Here is an 18,706-nt window from a genome sequence, read left to right on the forward strand (position 1 = left end):
CTGCCTGCCCCTTCCCCACATCCACTGGTCGACAGAGTGGCTGTGCGCCCCCGGGCACTCCTCTCGTCCTGCGGAGGGAATCCGTTGCCTTTCCGGAGGTTCGAGGAAGCCGAGTGAGGACCGAGACACCAGACAAGAGGTGTCTATTAAGGAAATCCCGCGAACTTTTGTCAGGGGCGCGGGGTCAAATCCCAGGGTTGGCCCCGCCAGCGGGGAGAGGGGAGGGCAGACGATGACAGGGCTTCCAGGCGCAGCCTGGAGCCAACCCCACGGGACCCGAAGGGCGTGTCAGGGTTCCCAGGTGGGCGCGGTCCTTACGCGGGTGCTCTCCTCCCTTCGGAGCCCCGGGCCGGATTGGTAGTCCAAGGAGCACACCATCCATGAAGTCTTTTCTCTTGGTACCCAAGGAGTCCATCGAGACGCAGGCCCGGCCGGGTGTACGTGGCACGGCACAGGGCGAGCGCGTCCTCGTTCGCAGCACCGCGTTGCGCTTCAGCGGCGCGCAGAAGGCACCGGACGCCCTCTCGGCGCTGGGCCTGCGTTCAGCCACCCTGCCCGGCATGAAGCCGGCCATCAGCGGCCAGGAGCCCAAGGGCCGCAAGCGCGGAGGCCGCAAGAGCGCGCCCACGCGCGGCGCTGACTCCAGCACCGTGCCCATGCCGGGCGCGGCCGTGACGGAGCAGACCGGCTCCGAGGCGGGCAGCTACCGCTTCATGCCCCTCATCGGCGCCACCATGGCGCACTTCTACTCCGTGGACGCAGAGAACGCGGCCCGCGGGGAGCTGGCGGAGGACTTCGAGTTCATCCCGGACGTGGTGCCCCTGTCCTTCCCCGGCCCGGTGTCGGCCGGACAGACGGGACCGCGCAACCGCGGCATGAGCTCGCTCGCGCAGCGTGAGTGGCCCGACGAATCCGGTGTCCCCCTGGCGCACGCCCAGGGCATCCGGGGCGCCGGCGTGATGCTGGGCATCCTGGACACCGGCGTGGACGCGGACCACCCGGAGCACGCGAGCAAGACCATCCAGTTCCGCTACGTCTCGCTCTTCCCCAACTCGCCCCACAACCCGGCGCGCGACGTGCGCGGCTTCGATCCGGACGGCCACGGCACCCACGTGTGCGGCATCGCCGCGGGCGTGCACCACGGCGTCGCGCCGGAGGTGGACCTGTACGCCGCGTCCGTCATCGAATCGGAGACCATCCGCACCAGCCTGGGCCGCGTGGCCGCCGGCATGGAGTGGCTGCTCCACCAGTTCAGCGCGCCGGAGAACGCCTCACGTCCCGCCGTCGTCAACCTGTCGCTGGGCTTCCCGCTGCAGCCGCCGCCCGGAATCTCCGAAGCGGACTACCTGCTGAATCAGCGCGCCCTGCAGACCATGTTGCGTCGACTGCTGGACAGCAACGTGCTGCCAGTTGTCGCGGCGGGTAACAGTGGGCCGAACACGGTTGGTTACCCAGCGGCCTTTCCTGAAGCACTGGCTGTGGGGGCAGTCGACTTCGAGCGCACCGTGGCCACTTTCTCGGCCAGCGGCGCAGTGGGGCGGCGCGTCGTGCCTGATGTCATGGGCTACGGGGTGAACGTGTATTCGTCTACTGAACGCCGCTGCAATAATCAGGCGTTCTATGAACGAATGAGTGGCACGAGCATGGCGGCGCCTTATGTCGCGGGTATTGCTGCACTGTATCGTTGCCGTGCCCCTGACTTGACGGCGTTGGAAGTGAGAGAGTTAATCCTGGCCAATGCCATCAAGCTTCCTCGCTCGGCGAATCACCGGACGGGGAAGGGCCTGGCTGTTTTCAGGTGACGCGGTAGTTGACCGGGGCCGGTGCCAGGTGAGCACCGGACCCGGGAGAGGATGTTGGCCATGAGCAGGAAGAATGGCGTGCCGGGCGAAGCAGGTGACATGTCGACCCGGATGTCCTCCGTCGCCGCCGTGCGTCCGTTGCCGGGCAGCGGCGGCGGCTCCGTGCACATGCTGCCGGGCTCCGGCTACGCGCCGGAGCGCGACGTTCCCCAGCAGGGTGGCGACATCGACGTGACGGTGATGCCTCGCGAAGCCGCGCCCCCCAGGGGTCGTGCGGCCGCCGCGCGGGCACCCGTGCGTTCGCGCGCGGAGGTCTATCAGGCAGGCAAGGCGGAGAGCGCCCGCTTCCGCGAGAGCTTCATGCTCTGGCTGGAGGCCAACAAGCTCATGGGGTCCGTGCGCGCGATGAGCGAGCCGGGCGGTTCCCTGCCCATGCTGCACGTGCGCTGTGCGCCCCGCGTGCTGGACCAGCTGCGCCGCGCGCCGGAGTTCGAGGCGGGCACGATGATGCCGCTCGAACGGCTGTACTAGAAAGTCCCTGCCGCAAGCCTCCAGTCACAAGCCCCGCGTCCTCCATGGGCGCGGCCAGCGTGCTTCCGTCAGACCGCGAGCCCCGCTTCCCTTGTAACGGAAGGCGGCCCTCAGGCGGTCCAAGCCGCCTCGCGAAAGAGAAGCGGCTCGCATTGGGGGAGCGCTTCCATCCGCCTGGGAAGAAGCCCCGCGCCCTGTTCGTCCCGGTGGAACCGACGGCGGGGCTGCTTCTTCCTGATTAACCTAGAAACTCAGGATTGTGGCGGCTGAATGCCACTGAACCCTGGTTGGGTTCTTCCGTCTGGAATTGGACGGACTAGTCGATGCGGCAGGCGTCCTCGAAAGACAGACGCGGGTTGCGGGGGAAGAGCTTCGCCGGGTCGCCGTAGCCCAGGTTGATGAGGAAGTTCGACTTCCAGCCGGTGCCCTGCAGGAAGGCCTCGTCCGTCTTCGCCTTGTCGAAGCCGCCCATGGGGCCGCAGTCGAGCCCCAGTGCCCTGGCGGCGAGGATGACGTAGGCGCCTTGCAGCGTGCCGCTCTGGACGGCGGTGTACTCGCGCGCCTCCGGGGGCAGCGCCGCGAAGTAGCTCTTCATGTCGCGCGCGGGGAACAGCTTGGGCATCTGTTCGTGGAACGCGGTGTCGTGCGCCACGATGACCGTCACGGGCGCCTGCATCGTCTTGTCCACGTTGCCCGCGGCCAGCGCGGGCTTCAGCCGCTCCTTGGCCTCGCGGCTCTTCACGAACACCAGGCGCACCGGCTGGGTGTTGGCCGCGGTGGGCGCCATCTTCGCCAGCTCGTAGATGCGGCGCAGGGTGTCGTCCGTCACCGGCCGGTCCTGCCAGCCGCTGTGCGTGCGGGCCTCGGTGAAGAGCTGCGCCAGGGCGCCTGCGTCCAGGGCGGTGTTCGTCGCTTCCATCGGTGTGTCCCCTTCGCGGAGGCGGACGCGATCCGCGCCCGCCATGGCCCATGGGTAGCGGGGGTGCTTTTATTTTGCAAGTAACTTCCTAAAAGTAAGTAGATGCCGGTGCGTGTTCCTGCGGGAAGGGGAGGGCGGGGGCTATACTCAGGCAGGAGGCGCGACGATGCATGACGACCTACGCCCGCTGTGCGAACGGTTCCTGACGGCGGCCGAGCTGCTGGGCCGCCGGTGGACGGGCATCATCCTGCGCATCCTGCTGGACGGGCCGTGCCGCTTCGGGGAGCTGACGGAGCGCATTGGCGGCATCAGCGAGCGCGTCCTGTCGGAGCGGCTCAAGGAGCTGGAGGCCGAGGGCGTCATCGAGCGCCACGTGGACCCCGGCCCGCCCATCCGCTCCGAGTACCGGCTGACGGAGAAGGGGCAGGCGTTCTGGAAGGTCTTCCACGAACTGGGCCAGTGGGCGGAGCAGTGGGCGGACGTGAAGCCCGCGCCGAAGCCGGACGTGAAGCCCGCCGCGAAGCCGGCGAGCCGGGACGCGAAGTCCGCGCGGGCCGCGCCCCGGAAGCGCAAGACGGCCTGAGCTTCCGGAGCAGGGTGGGGCGGGCCTAGAAGTTGAGGCCGCCGTCCACGTCGATGGTGCGGCCGTTGAAGTAGTCGCACTCGATGACGAACTTCACCGCCACCCAGATGTCCTCCGGCAGGCCGATGCGGTTCACCGGGATGGAGGCCACCAGCGCGTCGCGGGCCTTCTGGTTCATGCCCTGCGTCATGGGCGTTTCAATCATGCCCGGGGCGATGGCGCCCACGCGGATGCCAAAGGGGGCGAACTCGCGCGACCAGGTGACGGTGTTCGCGGCGAGCGCGGCCTTGGCGGACACGTAGTTGGACTGGCCGCGGTTGCCGTGCCGGGCGATGGACGACATGTTGACGATGACGCCGGGGCGCTGGTCCGTCTCCACCATCTTCGTCACCACCTCGCGCACCATCAGCGTGGCGCCCGTGAGGTTGACGCCGATGACGGCGTTCCAGTCCTGGGTGGACAGCTTCTTCACCTGGCCGGTGGTGCGGTCCTTCTTCACCAGCAGCGCGTCGCGCAGGATGCCCGCGTTGTTGATGAGGCCGTTGAGCCCGCCCATCTCACCGTGGGCCCACGACACGAAGTCGATGACGTCCTGCTCGTTGGACACGTCCAGCTTGCGGCGGTGGATGCCCTTGGGCAGCTCCGCCAGCCGCTCCTCGTTGACGTCGCCCACGGCCACCTGGCCGCCCGCTTCGTGGATGCGCTGGGCGAAGTGCGCGCCCATGCCCTGCGCGCCACCCGTCACGATGATCTTCAGGTCCTTCAGCTGCATGTGCCTCTCCTTGAGCGTCGAAAACGCGCGCAGGGTACGCACACCGCCCCGGCGCTTTCCAGCGCCGAGGAGGCTGAAACCTGAATCGACCTTCAACTTTTTCCAGGCCCCCCGGGCGCCCCGGCCATCAACGCGGTGCGTTGGGCTTTCGGGGCGCGCGCGGGCCTGATTCCTACAGCGCGTCGGAGATGACGGAGCCCAGCCGGCGCATGCCCTCGGCGATGAGGTCGGGCGGACGGTTGGAGTAGTTCAGGCGCATGAACTGGGGCTGCTGCACGGTGGCGAAGAAGGGCGCGCCGGGGACGAAGGCGACCTTCTGTTCGACGGCGCGGGGCAGGAGCGTGGCCGCGTCCAGCCCGCCGGGCAGCTCCACCCAGAGGAACATGCCGCCGTCGGGCCGGGTCCACTTCGTGCCCTGGGGCATGTGCTGCTCCAGCGCGGCGAGCATGGCGTTGGCGCGCTCGGCGTAGACGGGCATCAGCGCGGCGATGTGGCCCGCGTAGTCGAAGGTTGACAGCAGGCGCGCGGTGGCGCGCTGGGCGAGCGTGGCGGTGTGCAGGTCGGTTGCCTGCTTGGCGATGGTGAGCGCCTTGAGCAGCGCGCGCGGCCCCGTCACCCAGCCCAGGCGCAGGCCGGGGGCCAGCGTCTTGGAGAAGGTGGACAGCGACAGCACCACGCCCTGGTCGTCCAGCGACGCGAGCGACGGCAGGTGCTCTCCGCGGAAGCGCAGCTCGCCGTACGGGTCGTCCTCCAGGATGAGGAAGCGGTGCTCCTGCGCCAGTCGCACCAGCGCCTTGCGGCGCTCCAGCGACAGGGTGGTGCCCTTGGGGTTCTGGAAGTTGGGGATGACGTAGAGCAGCTTCGGCTGGCGCTTCTTCACCAGCGCGGCCAGGTCATCCGTGTCCATGCCCGCGTCGTCGCTGCGCACGGTGGCGAAGTCCACCTCGTAGCCGCCGAAGGTCTGGAGCGCCGCCAGGTAGCTGGGGTCCTCCACCACCACCAGGTCGCCGGGGTCCAGCAGCACCTTGCCCACGAGGTCCAGGCCCTGCTGCGAGCCGCTGGTGATGAGCACCTGGTCGGCGTGGGTGTGGTGACCCTTCCTGGCCAGGTGCGAGCAGATCCACTCGCGCAAGGGGGCGAAGCCCTCCGTGGTGCTGTACTGGAGCGCCGCGCGGCCTTCGGTGGCGAACGTCTCCTCGAACGCCCGGGCGATGGCCTCCAGCGGGAAGAGCTCCGGGGCGGGCAGGCCGCCGGCGAAGGAGAGGATGTCGGGGCGCTCGGCGATCTTGAGGATCTCCCGCACCGCGGACGTCTTCATCCGGGACATGCGCTGGGACAGCCGGTAGGCCGGAGGAGGGGGCAGGGGGGCACTCATAGCGTCCGCGCTCATGTTCATTCTCCGTTCAACTTCGCTTCGGGGACACGCACGTGCGTGTCCTCCTTCAAGGTCGACAGGACGATGGTGGTGCTCGTGCGGGTGACACCCGGGATGGTGCGCAGCGTCTCCACCAGCAGCACGTCCAGCGTCCGGGTGTTGTCCGTTTTCACCTTCAACACGTACGAGTCCTGGCCCGCGACCCGGTGTGCCTCCAGCACGTCCGGCAGCTCCGCCACCTTCTTGGCGAAGCCCTCGAAGTGCTTGGGGTGTTCAATGCTCACCCCGATGAAGGCGGTGATGTCCTTGCCCAGCTGCGTCGCGTCCACCCGCGCCGTGTAGCCGGTGATGACCCCGCGCTCCTCCAGCTTGCGGATGCGCTCGGCCACCGCGGGCTGGGACAACTTCACTCCCCGTGACAGCTCCAGTTGGGTGGCCCGGCCATCGCGCTGAAGCATGTCCAAGATGCGATAATCCAGGGCGTCCATGGGGCATCTGACCTTATTTTTATAGGTCGTTTGGGTGAGCGACGGTGAAGTTATATGCCCCCGCTCAGGATTGCAAGTCCGTTGGTGTGCAAACTTGTAGGGCGGCGCAAAGGGTCGGATTCCCGACCTCCCGCGTCCTGTTCTGGCGCCTGCCCGCCCGCCCTTCCGGCCTTGGACGGCGAGGCTTTGACGCTCCGCGTTCATGTCTGTCTTTGACGCAAGGAGCCATCCAACGGCTTTTGACAAGGTTGTCGGGCGGGTGCTACCCGTCCTGAAAGATGAATCGCCCTTCAACTTCAGAACGAGTCCCGGTGACGCCGCGTGGCCAGCGGACGCGGCAGAAGCTGTTGAAGGCGGCGGAGGCGGTGTTCGGGGACAAGGGCTACGAGCGTGCGTCCATCGCGGACCTCACGCGCAAGGCCAGCGTCGCGCTGGGCACCTTCTACGTGTACTTCCCGGACAAGCAGTCCATCTTCGTGGAGGTGGTGGACGAGCTGGGCGCGCGCCTGCGCCGCCTCATCGCGGAGTCCACCGTCGCGTGCACCACGCGTCTGGAAGTGGAGCGCGAGGGCCTGCGCGCCTTCTTCCAGTTCGTGCGCCAGCACCCCAACCTCTACCGCGTGGTGCGGCAGGCGGAGTTCGTGGACGCTGACTGCTACCGCCGCTACTACGACCGCTTCGCCAAGGGCTACGTGCGCGGCCTCACGCAGGCCATGGACGCCGGCGAGGTGCGCCGCATGGATCCGGAGGCGCTCGCCTACTGCCTGATGGGCATTGGCGACTTCCTGGGCATGCGCTGGGTGCTCTGGGAGGAGGACATGGGCCTGGAGCGCGTGCTCGACACGGCGATGACGCTCCTGACCCACGGCCTGCCCTCCGGCGCTCCCGTCCTCAAGGCCGTCCCGCCGCCCAAGGCCCCCAAGGCCCCCAAGGCCGTCGCGAAGTCCCCTTCGAAGTCTCCTGCGTCTCCTTCGTCTCCTTCCCCCAGGCCCCGCCGTCCGGCGCGCGGCCCCCGGAGCTGAAACACCGCCATGCGTTACGCGAACATCCTGTCCACCGGCCGCTACGTCCCCGAGAAGCTGCTCACCAACGCCGACGTGGAGGCCATCCTCGGCGAGAAGGTGGACGAGTGGCTCCAGCAGAACGTGGGCATCAAGCAGCGCCACGTGATGGCGGATGATCAGGCGACGAGCGACCTGGCCGTGGCCGCCGCGAAGGAGGCCCTGGCCCGCGCGAAGGTGGACCCCAAGGACCTGGACCTGGTGCTGGTGGCCAGCGACACGCCGGACTACCTGAGCCCCGGCACGTCGTCGGTGGTGCAGGCGAAGCTGGGCGCCATCAACGCGGGCACCTACGACATCAACGCGGCGTGCGCGGGCTGGGTGACGGCGCTGGACGTGGCGTCGAAGACGATTTCGGCGGACGACAGCTACCAGCGCATCCTGGTGGTGGGCGCCTACGGGATGACCCGGTACGTGAACTGGAAGGACAAGAAGACCTGCACGCTGTTCGCGGACGGCGCGGGCGCGGTGGTGCTGGGCGCGTCCGACAAGCCGGGCTTCCTGGGCGCGAAGCTGCTGGCCAACGGCGAGTACCACGACGCGCTGGGCATCTACACGGGCGGCACCAACCGGCCCGCGACGGCGGAGACGCTGAAGCTCACCGACGGCAAGCCCGCGGTGCAGTTCGTGCGCAAGTTCCCCTCCACGTTCAACACCGAGCGCTGGCCCATCCTGCTGGACACGCTGCTCAAGCGCGCGGACCAGACGCTGGATGACGTGAAGCTGTTCGTCTTCACGCAGCTCAACCTGCGCACCATCGAAGCCACCATGAAGGCGCTCAACCAGCCCATGGCCAAGGCGCACTACACGATGGACAAGTGGGGCTACACGGGCTCCGCCTGCATCCCGATGACGCTCGACGACGCGGTGCTGCAGGGCAAGGTGAAGAAGGGCGACCTCGTGGCCTTCTGCGCCAGCGGCGGCGGCCTGGCCATGGCGTCCGCGCTCTACCGCTGGACGGCTTAAGTTCCACCCTCGAAGACACAGCCAGGAGGTACGCGCATGTTCATCGGGGATTGGATGGGGCGGGGCGCCCTCTACTGGCCGGAGGCGGTGGCCGTGGTGGACGTGGCCCGCAAGGACGCGGGCCGCTTCACCTACCGGCAGATGAACGCGCGCGCCACGGCGCTCGCGGGCTGGCTGCGGAACGTGGCCGGCGTGCAGCGCGGCGACCGCGTGGGCATCGTCGCGCTCAACGGCGTGGAGCACCTGGATCTGCTCTTCGCGTGCGGGAAGCTGGGCGCCATCTTCGTGCCCTACAACTGGCGGCTGCACGCGGCGGAGCTGACCGAGGGCGTGCGCTCCGTCCGCCCGCGCGTGCTGCTGTTCGGGGATGACTTCCGCGACGCGGCGGCCCAGGTGCGTGAGCACGTGGGCGACGGCCTCCGCCTCGTGGCGCTGGATGCGCAGGGGCTTCCGGGGGCGGACGCCTACGCGAAGGTGCTGGAGCACGTGACCGCGGCCCCGGTCACGAATGATGCGGTGAGCGAGGAGGACATCCTCTGTCTCATCTTCACCGGCGGCACCACCGGGAAGTCCAAGGGCGCGAAGGTGTCCTACCGGATGGTGGCGTGGAACACGCTCAACACGCTGGTGCATGAAATCCGCCAGGGCGACGTCACGGTGACGCACACGCCGCTGTTCCACACCGGTGGACTGCTCGTGTACACGCTGCCGCTGCTCACCGTGGGCGGCACCGTGGTGCTGATGCGGCGGTGGGACGCGGACGAGATGCTGGGGCTGGTCGCGAAGGAGAAGGTGACGCTCTTCTTCGCGGTGCCTACGCAGTACCAGCAGTTGATGGACTCACCGCGCTGGCGCGGGACGGACTTCTCCTCCGTGCGCTTCGTCACCAGCGGTGGGGCGCCCCTGCCGGTGCCGCTGCTCCAGGCGTGGCAGGCGGTGCACCCGGTGCCCTTCAAGCAGGGCTTCGGGATGACGGAGTTCGGACCCGGCATCTTCAGCATGGGGCCGGAGTTCGCGGTGTCGAAGGCGGGCTCCATCGGCCGGCCCAACTACTTCATCGACGCGAAGCTGGTGGATGACGCGGGCCAGGACGTGCCCGTGGGCGGGGTGGGCGAGCTGGTGCTCAAGGGCCCGTCCATGTGCTCGGGCTACTTCGAGGACGACGCCGCGACGCAGGAGGCCATCGACGCGGGCGGCTGGTTCCACACCGGAGACCTGGCGCGCGTGGATGCCGAAGGCTTCTTCACCATCGCGGGGCGCAAGAAGGACATGTTCATCTCCGGTGGAGAGAACGTGTACCCGCTGGAGCTGGAGTCGGTGCTCTACGAGCACGCCGCGGTGCAGCAATGCGCGGTGGTGGGCGTGCCGGACGCGAAGTGGGGCGAGGCGGGCCGCGCCTACGTGGTGCTCAAGGCGGACGCGACGGCCACGGCGGACGCGCTGCTGGAGCACCTGAAGGGCCGGCTGGCGCGCTTCAAGGTGCCCAAGCGGGTGGAGCTGGTGAAGTCGCTGCCGGTGTCGCCCGCGGGGAAGATCCTCAAGCGGGAGTTGCGCGAGCAGGCCATCGCGGCGGACGCGCGCGACGCCTCGTGACGGACGGTATCCTCTCTTCAATCAATTCAACCAGGAGCGGCGCACATGGCTGACAGTTCCAGGAAGGTCGAGAAGCGGGACATCCCCACGGCACGGCTCGTGGTGCGCGCGAGGCTGGTGGGCGAGGAGGGATTTCCGGTCATCTTCGTGCACGGCAACTGTTCCTCCTCCGCGTTCTTCGAATCGCTGATGAAGACGCTGCCCGAGGGCTTCCGGGGCATCGCGCCGGACATGCGCGGCTACGGGGAGACGGAGCCCAAGACCATCGACGCGACGCGCGGCATGCGCGACTTCAGCGACGACCTGCTGGCGCTGATGGATGCGCTGTCGCTCAAGCGCGCGGTGTTCGTGGCGCACTCGGCCGGCGCGGGCATGGTGATGCAGCTGTCCCTGGACCATCCGGGGCGCGTGGCGGGCATCGTGGTGGAAGCGCCCCTGTCGCCCTATGGCTTTGGCGGCACGAAGGACGCGGACGGCACGCCGTGCTGGGCGGACTTCGCGGGCTCCGGCGGTGGCACGGCCAACCCGGACTTCGTGCAGCGGCTGAAGTCGAAGGACCGCTCCACGGAGACGCCCACGTCGCCCCGCAACGTGATGAACGGCTGCTACGTGAAGCCGCCGTTCCGTCACCCGGACGAGGAGATGCTCCTGGACTCGGTGCTGAACACGCACGTGTCGGACGAGCTGTACCCGGGCAACTTCACGAAGTCCGACAACTGGCCGGGCGTGGCGCCGGGCACCACGGGCATGAACAACGCCATGGCGCCGCGCTACTACAACACGTCGTCCTTCGCGGCGTTGAAGAACGGGCCGGACGTGCTGTGGATCCGCGGCGCGGACGACGCCATCGTTTCCGACACGTCACTGTTCGACTTCGGCTTCCTGGGCAAGCTGGGCGCGGTGCCCGGCTGGCCCGGGGAGGAGAAGTACCCGCCGCAGCCCATGGTGTCGCAGATGCGCGGCGTGATGGAGCGCTACGCGAAGAACGGTGGCCGCTTCCGCGAGGTCGTCCTCCACGACACGGGCCACAGCCCGCACCTGGAGAAGACGCAGGAGTTCGAAGCCCTGCTCACGCCCTTCCTGCGGGAGCACGCCCGCTAGTCATTCCTGACGCGCGGTGAGGCGCGGAGGGCCTTCCGGGACGACCCCGGTGGCCCTTGGCGCGCCCGCGCACCGGGGTTTCCCTGTCGCACGTCTGCTGTCGCCGCACCCTCTTCACCCACCCGGAGGTCCGCATGCGAAGCACCTGGACGTTGTCGCTCACGGCCGCATTGCTGATGGCAGGTTGCGGGGCAGAACCCCCTGCGTCGGAGGCGCCTCCGGTGGAGGCGGCCGTCGGCACGGCGGAGGCTCCGCTGGACGCGGACCTCGCGCCCTACTTCGACGCGGTCACCACGCCGACCAACAGCTACACCGTGGTGGGCACGCTGACGCCGCCCGCGTGGTCGTGGGGGCAGATTGAACTGCTGGAGGGACGCCAGCGCTTCCGCAGCGAGTACTACAACCCGCGCACCCAGAAGCTGCGCTACCAGGACACGTACCAGTCCAGCGACTACCCGCTGGCGACGTACTTCGGTTCGCTCAACCAGCAGCTGGTGGACGGCTTCAACCTCGCCTACTCGAACAGCTGTGCCACGACGGCGGGGAGCACCTGTCCCGCGGTCGGGCCCACCAAGCCGGCGGCGCGCTATGTGCTGCTCCACAAGGGCCGGGCCACGGCGGCGCGCACCTGCAACGTGAACCTGACGCCGACGCTGCTGGTGCACGGCGCCATCCAGGACGCGAACGTCTGGATGTTCCCCAACGGCAACAACGGTTCGGGCGGTTCGTACGGCAACGCGGCCCAGAAGACGGGCCTGGTGCAGGACCTGGAGTCGAAGGGCCGCTGTGTGTACGCGGTGACGTTCGGCTCGTTCCACGGCGACAACTACAACCACGCCATCCACGTGGCCAACGCGGTCAAACGCATCAAGGCGCTGCACCCGGGCGTGGCGCGGGTGGACGTCGTCGCGTGGAGCAAGGGCGTGCTGGCGGTGGATCCGTGGATGGCCAACGCGGCGACGTGGGGCGGCTTCAGCACCACGCGGCTCTTCGAGCGGCTGGCGAAGGAGCAGGCGTCGCAGGTGCCGGCGTATGACGACTCCGTGCGCGTGTACGTGCCGCTGTCCGGTCCGCACAAGGGCATCGATCTGAACTTCCGCCACCCCATCCACACGCTGACCATCGCGAGCACGTCGGCGAACGCGCCGGTGGGCCGTGGGCCGATGCCGTGGACGTACTTCTCCGCGTTCCAGTGCGTGACCTGGGGTTCGGACGTGCCCTGGTACAACAACCCGTATGCGGAGAGCGTGTGCGAGGGCTCCGGCGGCATGTGGCCGGACTTCTTCCGCCGCATCTACCTGTCGAACATCACGGGCCTGAGCAGCACGGGCGCGCCGGTGTCCGCGAGCACGCTCCAGTCGCTGAACACCACCCAGGGCCTGTCCGCGAGCGCGTTCAACTTCGACGAATACAACATGAGCCTGTTCGGCGCGGTGAACGACAGCGGCAAGTACGTGACGGCGTTCCCGGGCCAGCTCCAGGCGGCGTACGACCTGCGCGGCACGTACCCGATTCCGGACCGCAGCGCGTCGTCGTGGGACAGCGTGGATCCGAACGAGAACCGCTACTTCCCGTGGCTGGATTCGAAGCTCATCTACAACCCGTTGAACCCGTTCATCGCCGCAGGCTACATGGACGCGACGGACCACCGCGTGTGCCGCACCACCGCGTATGACCCCGCCGGTTCGCCGTGCTTCGCGTACCACGCGTACAACACGAACCAGAACGCGGAGGGCTACAACATCTCCAACTACGCGAAGTACCGCATCATGCAGGGCCTGGGCATCGCCACGGCGATGGAGATGGGCGGCAAGTTCATCACCCGGCTGGCGGAGCACGGCCTGGATACGCGCCTGCCGTCGCTCTACGTGCTCTACGGCACGGCGGCTGGCGCGCAGCCCTATGAGACGGACGGCATGACGTCCACGACGTCCGCGCCGCGCGGCGACGGCGTGCTGTTCGAGGCGAGCATCGCGGCGATGACCCAGCTCACCCAGGGCTGGACCGCGGCGAAGAAGACCGCGGACGCGAAGCAGGAGGGCATGGCGTACGACCACCTGAGCATGGGCATCACGCCGGCCGTGTGGAACAAGATCTCCGCGCACTTCGTTTCGCGGGATTGATGTGACGTAGCCACCGGAGCACGGGCGCGCGTTTCGCGCCCGTGCTTCTTCATGCCGGGTCTGCTCCATGCCCATCGTTCATGACTGGCTGGCCCGGCGGGCGTCGCTCGCTCCGGAGCGCGTGGCGCTCATCGACTCGCTTCGTGGCGGACGCCGCATCTCGTGGCGCGAGTGGAACGCGGCGGCGCACCGGACGGCGCTGCTGCTGCTCGACCTGGGCGTGACGCCTGGGCGCCGGGTCTCCGTGCTGGCGTACAACGGCGTGGAGACGCTGGACCTGCTGTTCGCCTGCGCGAAGCTGGGCGCGGCCCTTCAGCCCCTCAACTGGCGCCTGGGCGTGACGGAGCTGCGAGGGCTGCTCGCGGACGTTGAACCCCAGGCCGTCTTCTTCGGGCCGGAGTTCCGCTCGCAGGTGGACGCGCTGCGCCCCTTGCTGCCCCGGGTTCTTCACTGGATCCCCCTGGCGGATCCGCTTCCCGGGGAGCGCTCCTTCGCTTCACGCGACGACCTGCCTGCGTCCCGTGCGCTGCCCGTCATCGACGTGGAGCCCGACTCGCCGTGGGTGCTGTGCTCCACCGGGGGCAGCACCGGCCTGCCGAAGTCCGCCGTGCTCACCCATGGCTCGCTCACCGCGAACGCCGCGAACACCGTCGTGAGCTGGGGCCTCACCCAGGACGATGTGGCGCTGCTCAACGCGCCCCTGTTCCACACCGGCGGCCTCAACGTCTTCACGCTGCCCCTGGTGTACGTGGGCGGGGCTTCCGTCGTGTGCCGGGGCTTCGACGTGGAGCAGGCCTTCGATCTCATCCACTCGGGCTCCGTCAGCGTCGTCTTCGGCGTGCCCACCATGTTCATCGAGATGCAGCGCCACCCTCGCTTCGACGCGGTGGACTTCTCCCGCCTCAAGCTGCTGATCAGCGGCGGCGCCCCCTGTCCCGCCCCCGTCTTCGAGCGCTTCTTCTCCCGCTACCTCTTCTTCCGCACCGGCTACGGCCTCACCGAAGCGGGACCCAACAACTTCTTCCTCCCTGCCCACGCCGTGCGCTCCCACCCCGGCTTCGTCGGCGTCCCCCTGTTCCATGTCGAAGCGCGCATTGACGGTGAGCAGCGCCCCGGCGACGTGGGCGAACTGCTGCTGCGCGGCCCCCACCTGTGCGCGGGCTACTGGCGCAACCCGGAGGAGACCGCTCGGGCCTTCGTGGAGGGCTGGCTCCACACCGGCGACCTGGCCTCGCGTGACGCGGCGGGCTTCTTCCGCATCGAGGGCCGGCGCAAGGACCTGATCATCTCCGGCGGGGAGAACATCCACCCCTCGGAGGTGGAGAGCGTCCTCGCCGGCCATCCCGACGTCGCGGAGGTCGCCGTCATCGGCGTGCCCGACCCGAAGTGGGGGGAGGTCCCTCGCGCCCTCATTGTCCCCCGGCCCGGCACCGCCCCCACGCTCCCAGCGCTCCAGGCCTTCTGTGAGGGCCGCCTCGCCCGTTACAAGCTGCCCCGCACGCTGCGCCTCCTCACCGCCCTGCCTCGTACACCGGCGGGCAAGGTGGACCGGCGGGCGCTCGGCCTGTCGCACGGTCTGGACTGAATTTCCGTCCGTGACGGTCGTCCTCCCCAGGCGCGGGATGGCGCTTCCGGGGCCCTCTGTATGTCCGGCCGGACATGCGTCCGTAATATTTGGTCATGAAGCGGAAGCCCCCAGGAAATATGGGGGTGTCAGGTTGGGTGTGCGTGCTGGAGGCGGACGGTGGGGCTCCGGTTTTTTGGAGAGAAGCCCGGGTCCCCACTTCCGCCTCTGGTGCGCATCCCGGGAGACCGACCCATGGAGATGACCCCCCGCCCCACGACCTCGGAGGAAGCCACCATCCAGGTGCTGCTCGTCGAGGACGACGAACGCCTGGCCCGGCTCACCGCCCGCTACCTGCAGGAGCACGGCATCATCGTCACCGTGTCCGCGTCCGGCACCGACGCGCTCGCCCAGACGTCCCGCCACACCTACGACGTCATCCTGCTGGACCTGATGCTCCCCGGCCGTGACGGCCTGGAGGTCTGCCGCGAGCTGCGCACCCGCACCGACGTGCCCATCATCATGCTCACCGCGCGCGGCGAGGAGGCCGACCGCGTCCTGGGCCTGGAGTCCGGCGCGGACGACTACCTGCCCAAGCCCTACTCGTCGCGCGAGCTGCTGGCCCGCATCCGCGCCCAGGTGCGCCGCGCCCGGGGCAAGGTGGGCCCCACCAGCCACCCCGTGCACGCGGGCCGGCTGGTGCTGGACCCCCGCAGCCTGAGCGCGTCCCTGGACGGCAAGCCCCTGTCCCTCACCACCTACGAGTTCAGCCTGCTGCGCGTGCTCGCGGAGCGCGCCGGCCGCGTCCTCAGCCGCGAGCAGCTGCTCGACCTGGTGAAGGGCAGCGCGGACGAGGTGTTCGACCGCTCCGTGGACGTGCACATCTTCCGCCTGCGCCAGAAGCTGGAGGTGGACCCCCGAAACCCGCGCCTGCTCAAGACGGTCCGCGGTGCCGGCTACATGCTGGCCACCGAGACCGAGGCGGAGCCGTGAAGAACGCCCGTCGCTTCTTCCGCCTCCCTACCGGACTGCTCGCCCGCATCTACCTGGTGGGCGTCATTCAAATCGTCCTCGTGGCCCTCTCGCTCATGCTCGCGCGGGACTTCCTGCGCAACGAGGCCTGGCGCAACCGCTTCGACGACGAGCTGTCCTACTTCGTGGACGAGTGGACCGCCCTGCGCGACAACCCCGCCGCGCTCCAGGCCTCGCTCGGCCGCGCGCAGCAGCGCATGGGCATGCGCGTCACCCTGCGCGACGTGAACGGCGAGCTGCTCGGCAACACCCGGCCGGAGCCCTCGCCCGCGCTCAGCGCCGAAGAGCTGCACGTCACCTCGCGCGTCACCCGGAAGGGGCCTCCCGGGCCCTTCCCCGGCCCCGGTGGCGCCGGAAGGGGCCTCCTGGTGGTGAGCCCCTATCCAGGGCCCATCCAGGTCTATGCCTCCGTGACGCTGCCCCCACCGCCGCCTCCTCCCGACGGAGACCGCCAGACGGCCATCATCGTGGGCCTCGTCCTGGCGTGTACGGCCATCACCTCCGTCGCCTTCGCGCGCACGCTCGCGGGCCCCTTGAAGAAGCTGGCCTCCGCCGCCCGGGCCTTCGGCGCGGGACGGCTGGACGTGCGCGCGGGCCTGCGCCGCAACGACGAGCTGGGCCTCGTGTCGGAGGCCTTCGACGAGATGGCCGGCCGCATCACCCAGCTCCTGCGCTCGCAGAAGGAGCTGCTCGCCAACGTGTCGCATGAGCTGCGCACGCCCCTGTCCCGCATCCGCGTGGCGCTGGACCTGGCAGCGGAGGGCGACGCGCAGACGGCCCGGGAGCTGCTCCCCGACATCACCGAGGACCTGGCGGAGCTGGAGCGCCTGGTGCAGGACGTGCTCACCACGTCACGTCTGGAGCTGGTGACGGAGGGCGCCAGCGGCGCCGCGCCGCCCCTGCGTCTGGAGCACGTGGATGCGAATGCGCTCCTGGAGAAGGCCGCCGCCCGCTTTCGCGCCGCGCGGCCGCAGCACCGCCTGGAGGTCCAGGTGGACGGGACGCTCCCCGGGCTGGAGGCGGACCCCGTGCTGTTGCGGCGCGTGCTGGACAACCTGCTCGACAACGCGGGGAAATATTCGGAGGCCGGCACCACCGTGAGGCTGCTCGCCCGGACGGAGGGCGACGGCGTCCAGGTGGAGATCCGCGACCAGGGCATCGGCATCGACGCGGAGGACCTGGCGCGGGTGGGCACGCCCTTCTTCCGCACCGACCGCAGCCGCGCCCGCACGACGGGTGGGGTGGGCCTGGGACTGGCACTGGTCCGGCGCATCATCGCCGCGCACGGGGGCCACCTGACGCTGGAGAGCCAGCCGGGGCAGGGCACCACCGCCCGCGTCCTGCTGCCAGCCACCGGGGCGGCGGACACACCGGACGGCCGCCTCGTCGCGGGTCATCTTTCGTAATAGAGACGAGATTCGCCGAAACATTTCAGAACATACAACAAGGGGCATGAAGGCCTTGAGCGAGATGCCGCGGGAAGCGCCGGCCCTGGCGCCGGTGCCATTGGAAGAGGACGAGGGTCGCAAGCGCGGGGTGCCGCGCTGGGCCTGGATACTGGGAGTCCTGGTGGTGGCCGCGCTGGTCGTCTTCTGGCGCGTGCGTGCCTCCCGTCAGGCGGACGTCATCACCTACGAGACGGCGCCCGTGGAGTCCCGGAAGCTCATGGCCAAGGTGACGGCCACCGGCACCGTGGCGGCGCTGGTGACGGTGCAGGTGGGCAGCCAGGTGTCGGGCCGCATCCAGGAGTTGTTCGTCGACTACAACTCCGAGGTGAAGAAGGGGCAGGTCATCGCCCGCATCGACCCGCAGCTGGTGCAGGCCGCGCTGGACCGGGCGAAGGCGAACATGACGGCCTCTCGCGCGAACCTCCAGAAGGCGCGCGTCAACGCGGACGTGGCGAAGAAGCAGGCCGCGCGTTCGAAGGAGCTGCGCGCCCAGCAGTTCATCTCCCAGTCGGAGCTGGAGACGGCCGAGTCCGCCGCCGCCAGCGGTCAGGCGGAGGTGACGGCCGCGGAGGGCTCCGTCGCCCAGGCGCAGGCCGCGCTCAACGAGGCGGAGGTGAACCTCAAGTACACGACCATCGTGTCGCCCACCGACGGCATCGTCATCTCGCGCAGCGTGGACGTAGGCCAGACGGTGGCCGCGTCCCTCCAGGCCCCGGTGCTCTTCACCATCGCGGAGGACCTGCGCAAGATGCAGATCAACACCAGCGTGTCCGAAGCGGACGTGGGCAAGCTGCAGCCCGGCATGAAGGCCACCTTCACCGTGGACGCCTTCCCCGGTGAGGACTTCCAGGGCGTCATCCGGCAGATCCGCAATGAAGCCATCACGGTGCAGAACGTGGTCACCTACCTGGCCATCCTCGACGTGCCCAACCCCGACCTGAAGCTCAAGCCGGGCATGACGGCGAACGTCACCATCGTGACGCAGCAGAAGGACCAGGCGCTCTCCGTGCCCAACACGGCGCTGCGCTACCGGCCCGCGCCCGCGCCGGGGGCTCCCGCGCAGGCCGTGCAGCCGGCGGCGAAGGGGTCCCGCACCCTCTACGTGCTGCGCCGCCAGAAGGATGCGCCGCCCCAGCCCGCGCCCGTGAGCGTGCGCACCGGGATGACGGACGGCACGTACACGGAGGTGGTGGAGGGCGAATTGAAGGACGGCGACCGCGTCATCACCGCCGCGAATTCGCCGGCCGGTTCGACGTCCACCCCTCCAGCGGCGGCGAGCCCGGTGGGCGGCGCTCGCGGCGGCGGTGGCATGCGTCGCGGCGGCGGGCCGTTCTAGTCATTCACCATG

16 protein-coding genes are annotated in these 18,706 nt (G+C 69.2%); 12 read left to right on the top strand and 4 right to left on the bottom strand.

Annotated elements, in window-relative coordinates:
* Positions 1–380: 380 nt before the first annotated feature.
* On the top strand, positions 381–1,802 hold the full coding sequence (gene popC, locus D7Y13_RS14325; RefSeq protein ID WP_120533745.1) for a subtilisin-like protease PopC: 1,422 nt from the start codon (positions 381–383) through the stop codon (positions 1,800–1,802).
* A gap of 60 nt (positions 1,803–1,862) precedes the next feature.
* Positions 1,863–2,333, top strand: a complete 471-nt coding sequence (gene popD / locus D7Y13_RS14330; protein WP_120584080.1) for a PopC secretion inhibitor PopD — start codon at positions 1,863–1,865, stop codon at positions 2,331–2,333.
* A gap of 316 nt (positions 2,334–2,649) precedes the next feature.
* Here the strand turns inward: popD and D7Y13_RS14335 are convergent, their stop codons facing one another.
* Complete coding sequence (locus D7Y13_RS14335; RefSeq protein WP_120584089.1) at positions 2,650–3,252, bottom strand: malonic semialdehyde reductase; 603 nt, start codon at positions 3,250–3,252, stop codon at positions 2,650–2,652.
* Positions 3,253–3,418: 166 nt separating this feature from the next.
* Here D7Y13_RS14335 and D7Y13_RS14340 point away from each other — a divergent pair, with 166 nt between their 5' ends.
* Positions 3,419–3,835: a winged helix-turn-helix transcriptional regulator gene (locus D7Y13_RS14340; RefSeq protein WP_120533743.1), complete on the top strand. Its 417-nt coding sequence runs from the start codon at positions 3,419–3,421 to the stop codon at positions 3,833–3,835.
* Positions 3,836–3,860: 25 nt separating this feature from the next.
* Here the strand turns inward: D7Y13_RS14340 and D7Y13_RS14345 are convergent, their stop codons facing one another.
* From D7Y13_RS14345 to D7Y13_RS14355, 3 genes are all read right to left on the bottom strand, one after another.
* Positions 3,861–4,607, bottom strand: coding sequence for an SDR family oxidoreductase (locus tag D7Y13_RS14345; protein ID WP_120533742.1), 747 nt, complete (start codon positions 4,605–4,607; stop codon positions 3,861–3,863).
* Positions 4,608–4,779: 172 nt separating this feature from the next.
* Entirely contained in the window at positions 4,780–5,997 is a 1,218-nt protein-coding gene (locus D7Y13_RS14350) for an aminotransferase-like domain-containing protein (RefSeq protein ID WP_120584090.1), read from the bottom strand.
* A 2-nt stretch (positions 5,998–5,999) separates the two neighbouring features.
* Complete coding sequence (locus D7Y13_RS14355) at positions 6,000–6,470, bottom strand: Lrp/AsnC family transcriptional regulator (protein ID WP_120533741.1); 471 nt, start codon at positions 6,468–6,470, stop codon at positions 6,000–6,002.
* Between the two features lie 278 nt (positions 6,471–6,748).
* On the opposite strand from D7Y13_RS14355, the gene D7Y13_RS14360 reads away from it, so the two are divergent.
* The 9 genes from D7Y13_RS14360 (at position 6,749) to D7Y13_RS14400 (ending at position 18,694) form a co-directional block, all read left to right on the top strand.
* The gene (locus D7Y13_RS14360; RefSeq protein WP_120533740.1) at positions 6,749–7,492 is read left to right on the top strand and encodes a TetR/AcrR family transcriptional regulator; all 744 of its coding nucleotides are present in this window, start codon (positions 6,749–6,751) and stop codon (positions 7,490–7,492) included.
* Positions 7,493–7,501: 9 nt separating this feature from the next.
* Positions 7,502–8,497 (top strand): 3-oxoacyl-ACP synthase III family protein, encoded by a 996-nt coding sequence (locus D7Y13_RS14365; protein ID WP_120584081.1) that lies wholly within the window; start codon positions 7,502–7,504, stop codon positions 8,495–8,497.
* 36 nt (positions 8,498–8,533) lie between these two features.
* Positions 8,534–10,090 carry an AMP-binding protein gene (locus tag D7Y13_RS14370; RefSeq protein ID WP_120533738.1) on the top strand — a complete coding sequence of 519 codons (1,557 nt, stop codon included), beginning with the start codon at positions 8,534–8,536 and terminating at the stop codon, positions 10,088–10,090.
* A 45-nt stretch (positions 10,091–10,135) separates the two neighbouring features.
* Entirely contained in the window at positions 10,136–11,191 is a 1,056-nt protein-coding gene (locus D7Y13_RS14375; protein ID WP_120533737.1) for an alpha/beta hydrolase, read from the top strand.
* A 134-nt stretch (positions 11,192–11,325) separates the two neighbouring features.
* The gene (locus D7Y13_RS14380) at positions 11,326–13,314 is read left to right on the top strand and encodes an esterase/lipase family protein (RefSeq protein WP_120584082.1); all 1,989 of its coding nucleotides are present in this window, start codon (positions 11,326–11,328) and stop codon (positions 13,312–13,314) included.
* A 67-nt stretch (positions 13,315–13,381) separates the two neighbouring features.
* On the top strand, positions 13,382–14,899 hold the full coding sequence (locus D7Y13_RS14385; protein WP_120584083.1) for an acyl-CoA synthetase: 1,518 nt from the start codon (positions 13,382–13,384) through the stop codon (positions 14,897–14,899).
* 234 nt (positions 14,900–15,133) lie between these two features.
* Positions 15,134–15,871, top strand: coding sequence for a response regulator transcription factor (locus D7Y13_RS14390; RefSeq protein WP_120533734.1), 738 nt, complete (start codon positions 15,134–15,136; stop codon positions 15,869–15,871).
* On the top strand, positions 15,868–17,316 hold the full coding sequence (locus tag D7Y13_RS14395; RefSeq protein WP_120533733.1) for a HAMP domain-containing sensor histidine kinase: 1,449 nt from the start codon (positions 15,868–15,870) through the stop codon (positions 17,314–17,316). The genes D7Y13_RS14390 and D7Y13_RS14395 overlap by 4 nt, the downstream gene beginning before the upstream one ends.
* Positions 17,317–17,380: 64 nt before the next feature.
* The gene (locus D7Y13_RS14400) at positions 17,381–18,694 is read left to right on the top strand and encodes an efflux RND transporter periplasmic adaptor subunit (protein ID WP_233595620.1); all 1,314 of its coding nucleotides are present in this window, start codon (positions 17,381–17,383) and stop codon (positions 18,692–18,694) included.
* Positions 18,695–18,706 lie beyond the last annotated feature (12 nt).

The sequence above is a fragment of the Corallococcus praedator genome (assembly GCF_003612125.1).
Taxonomy (GTDB): domain Bacteria; phylum Myxococcota; class Myxococcia; order Myxococcales; family Myxococcaceae; genus Corallococcus; species Corallococcus praedator.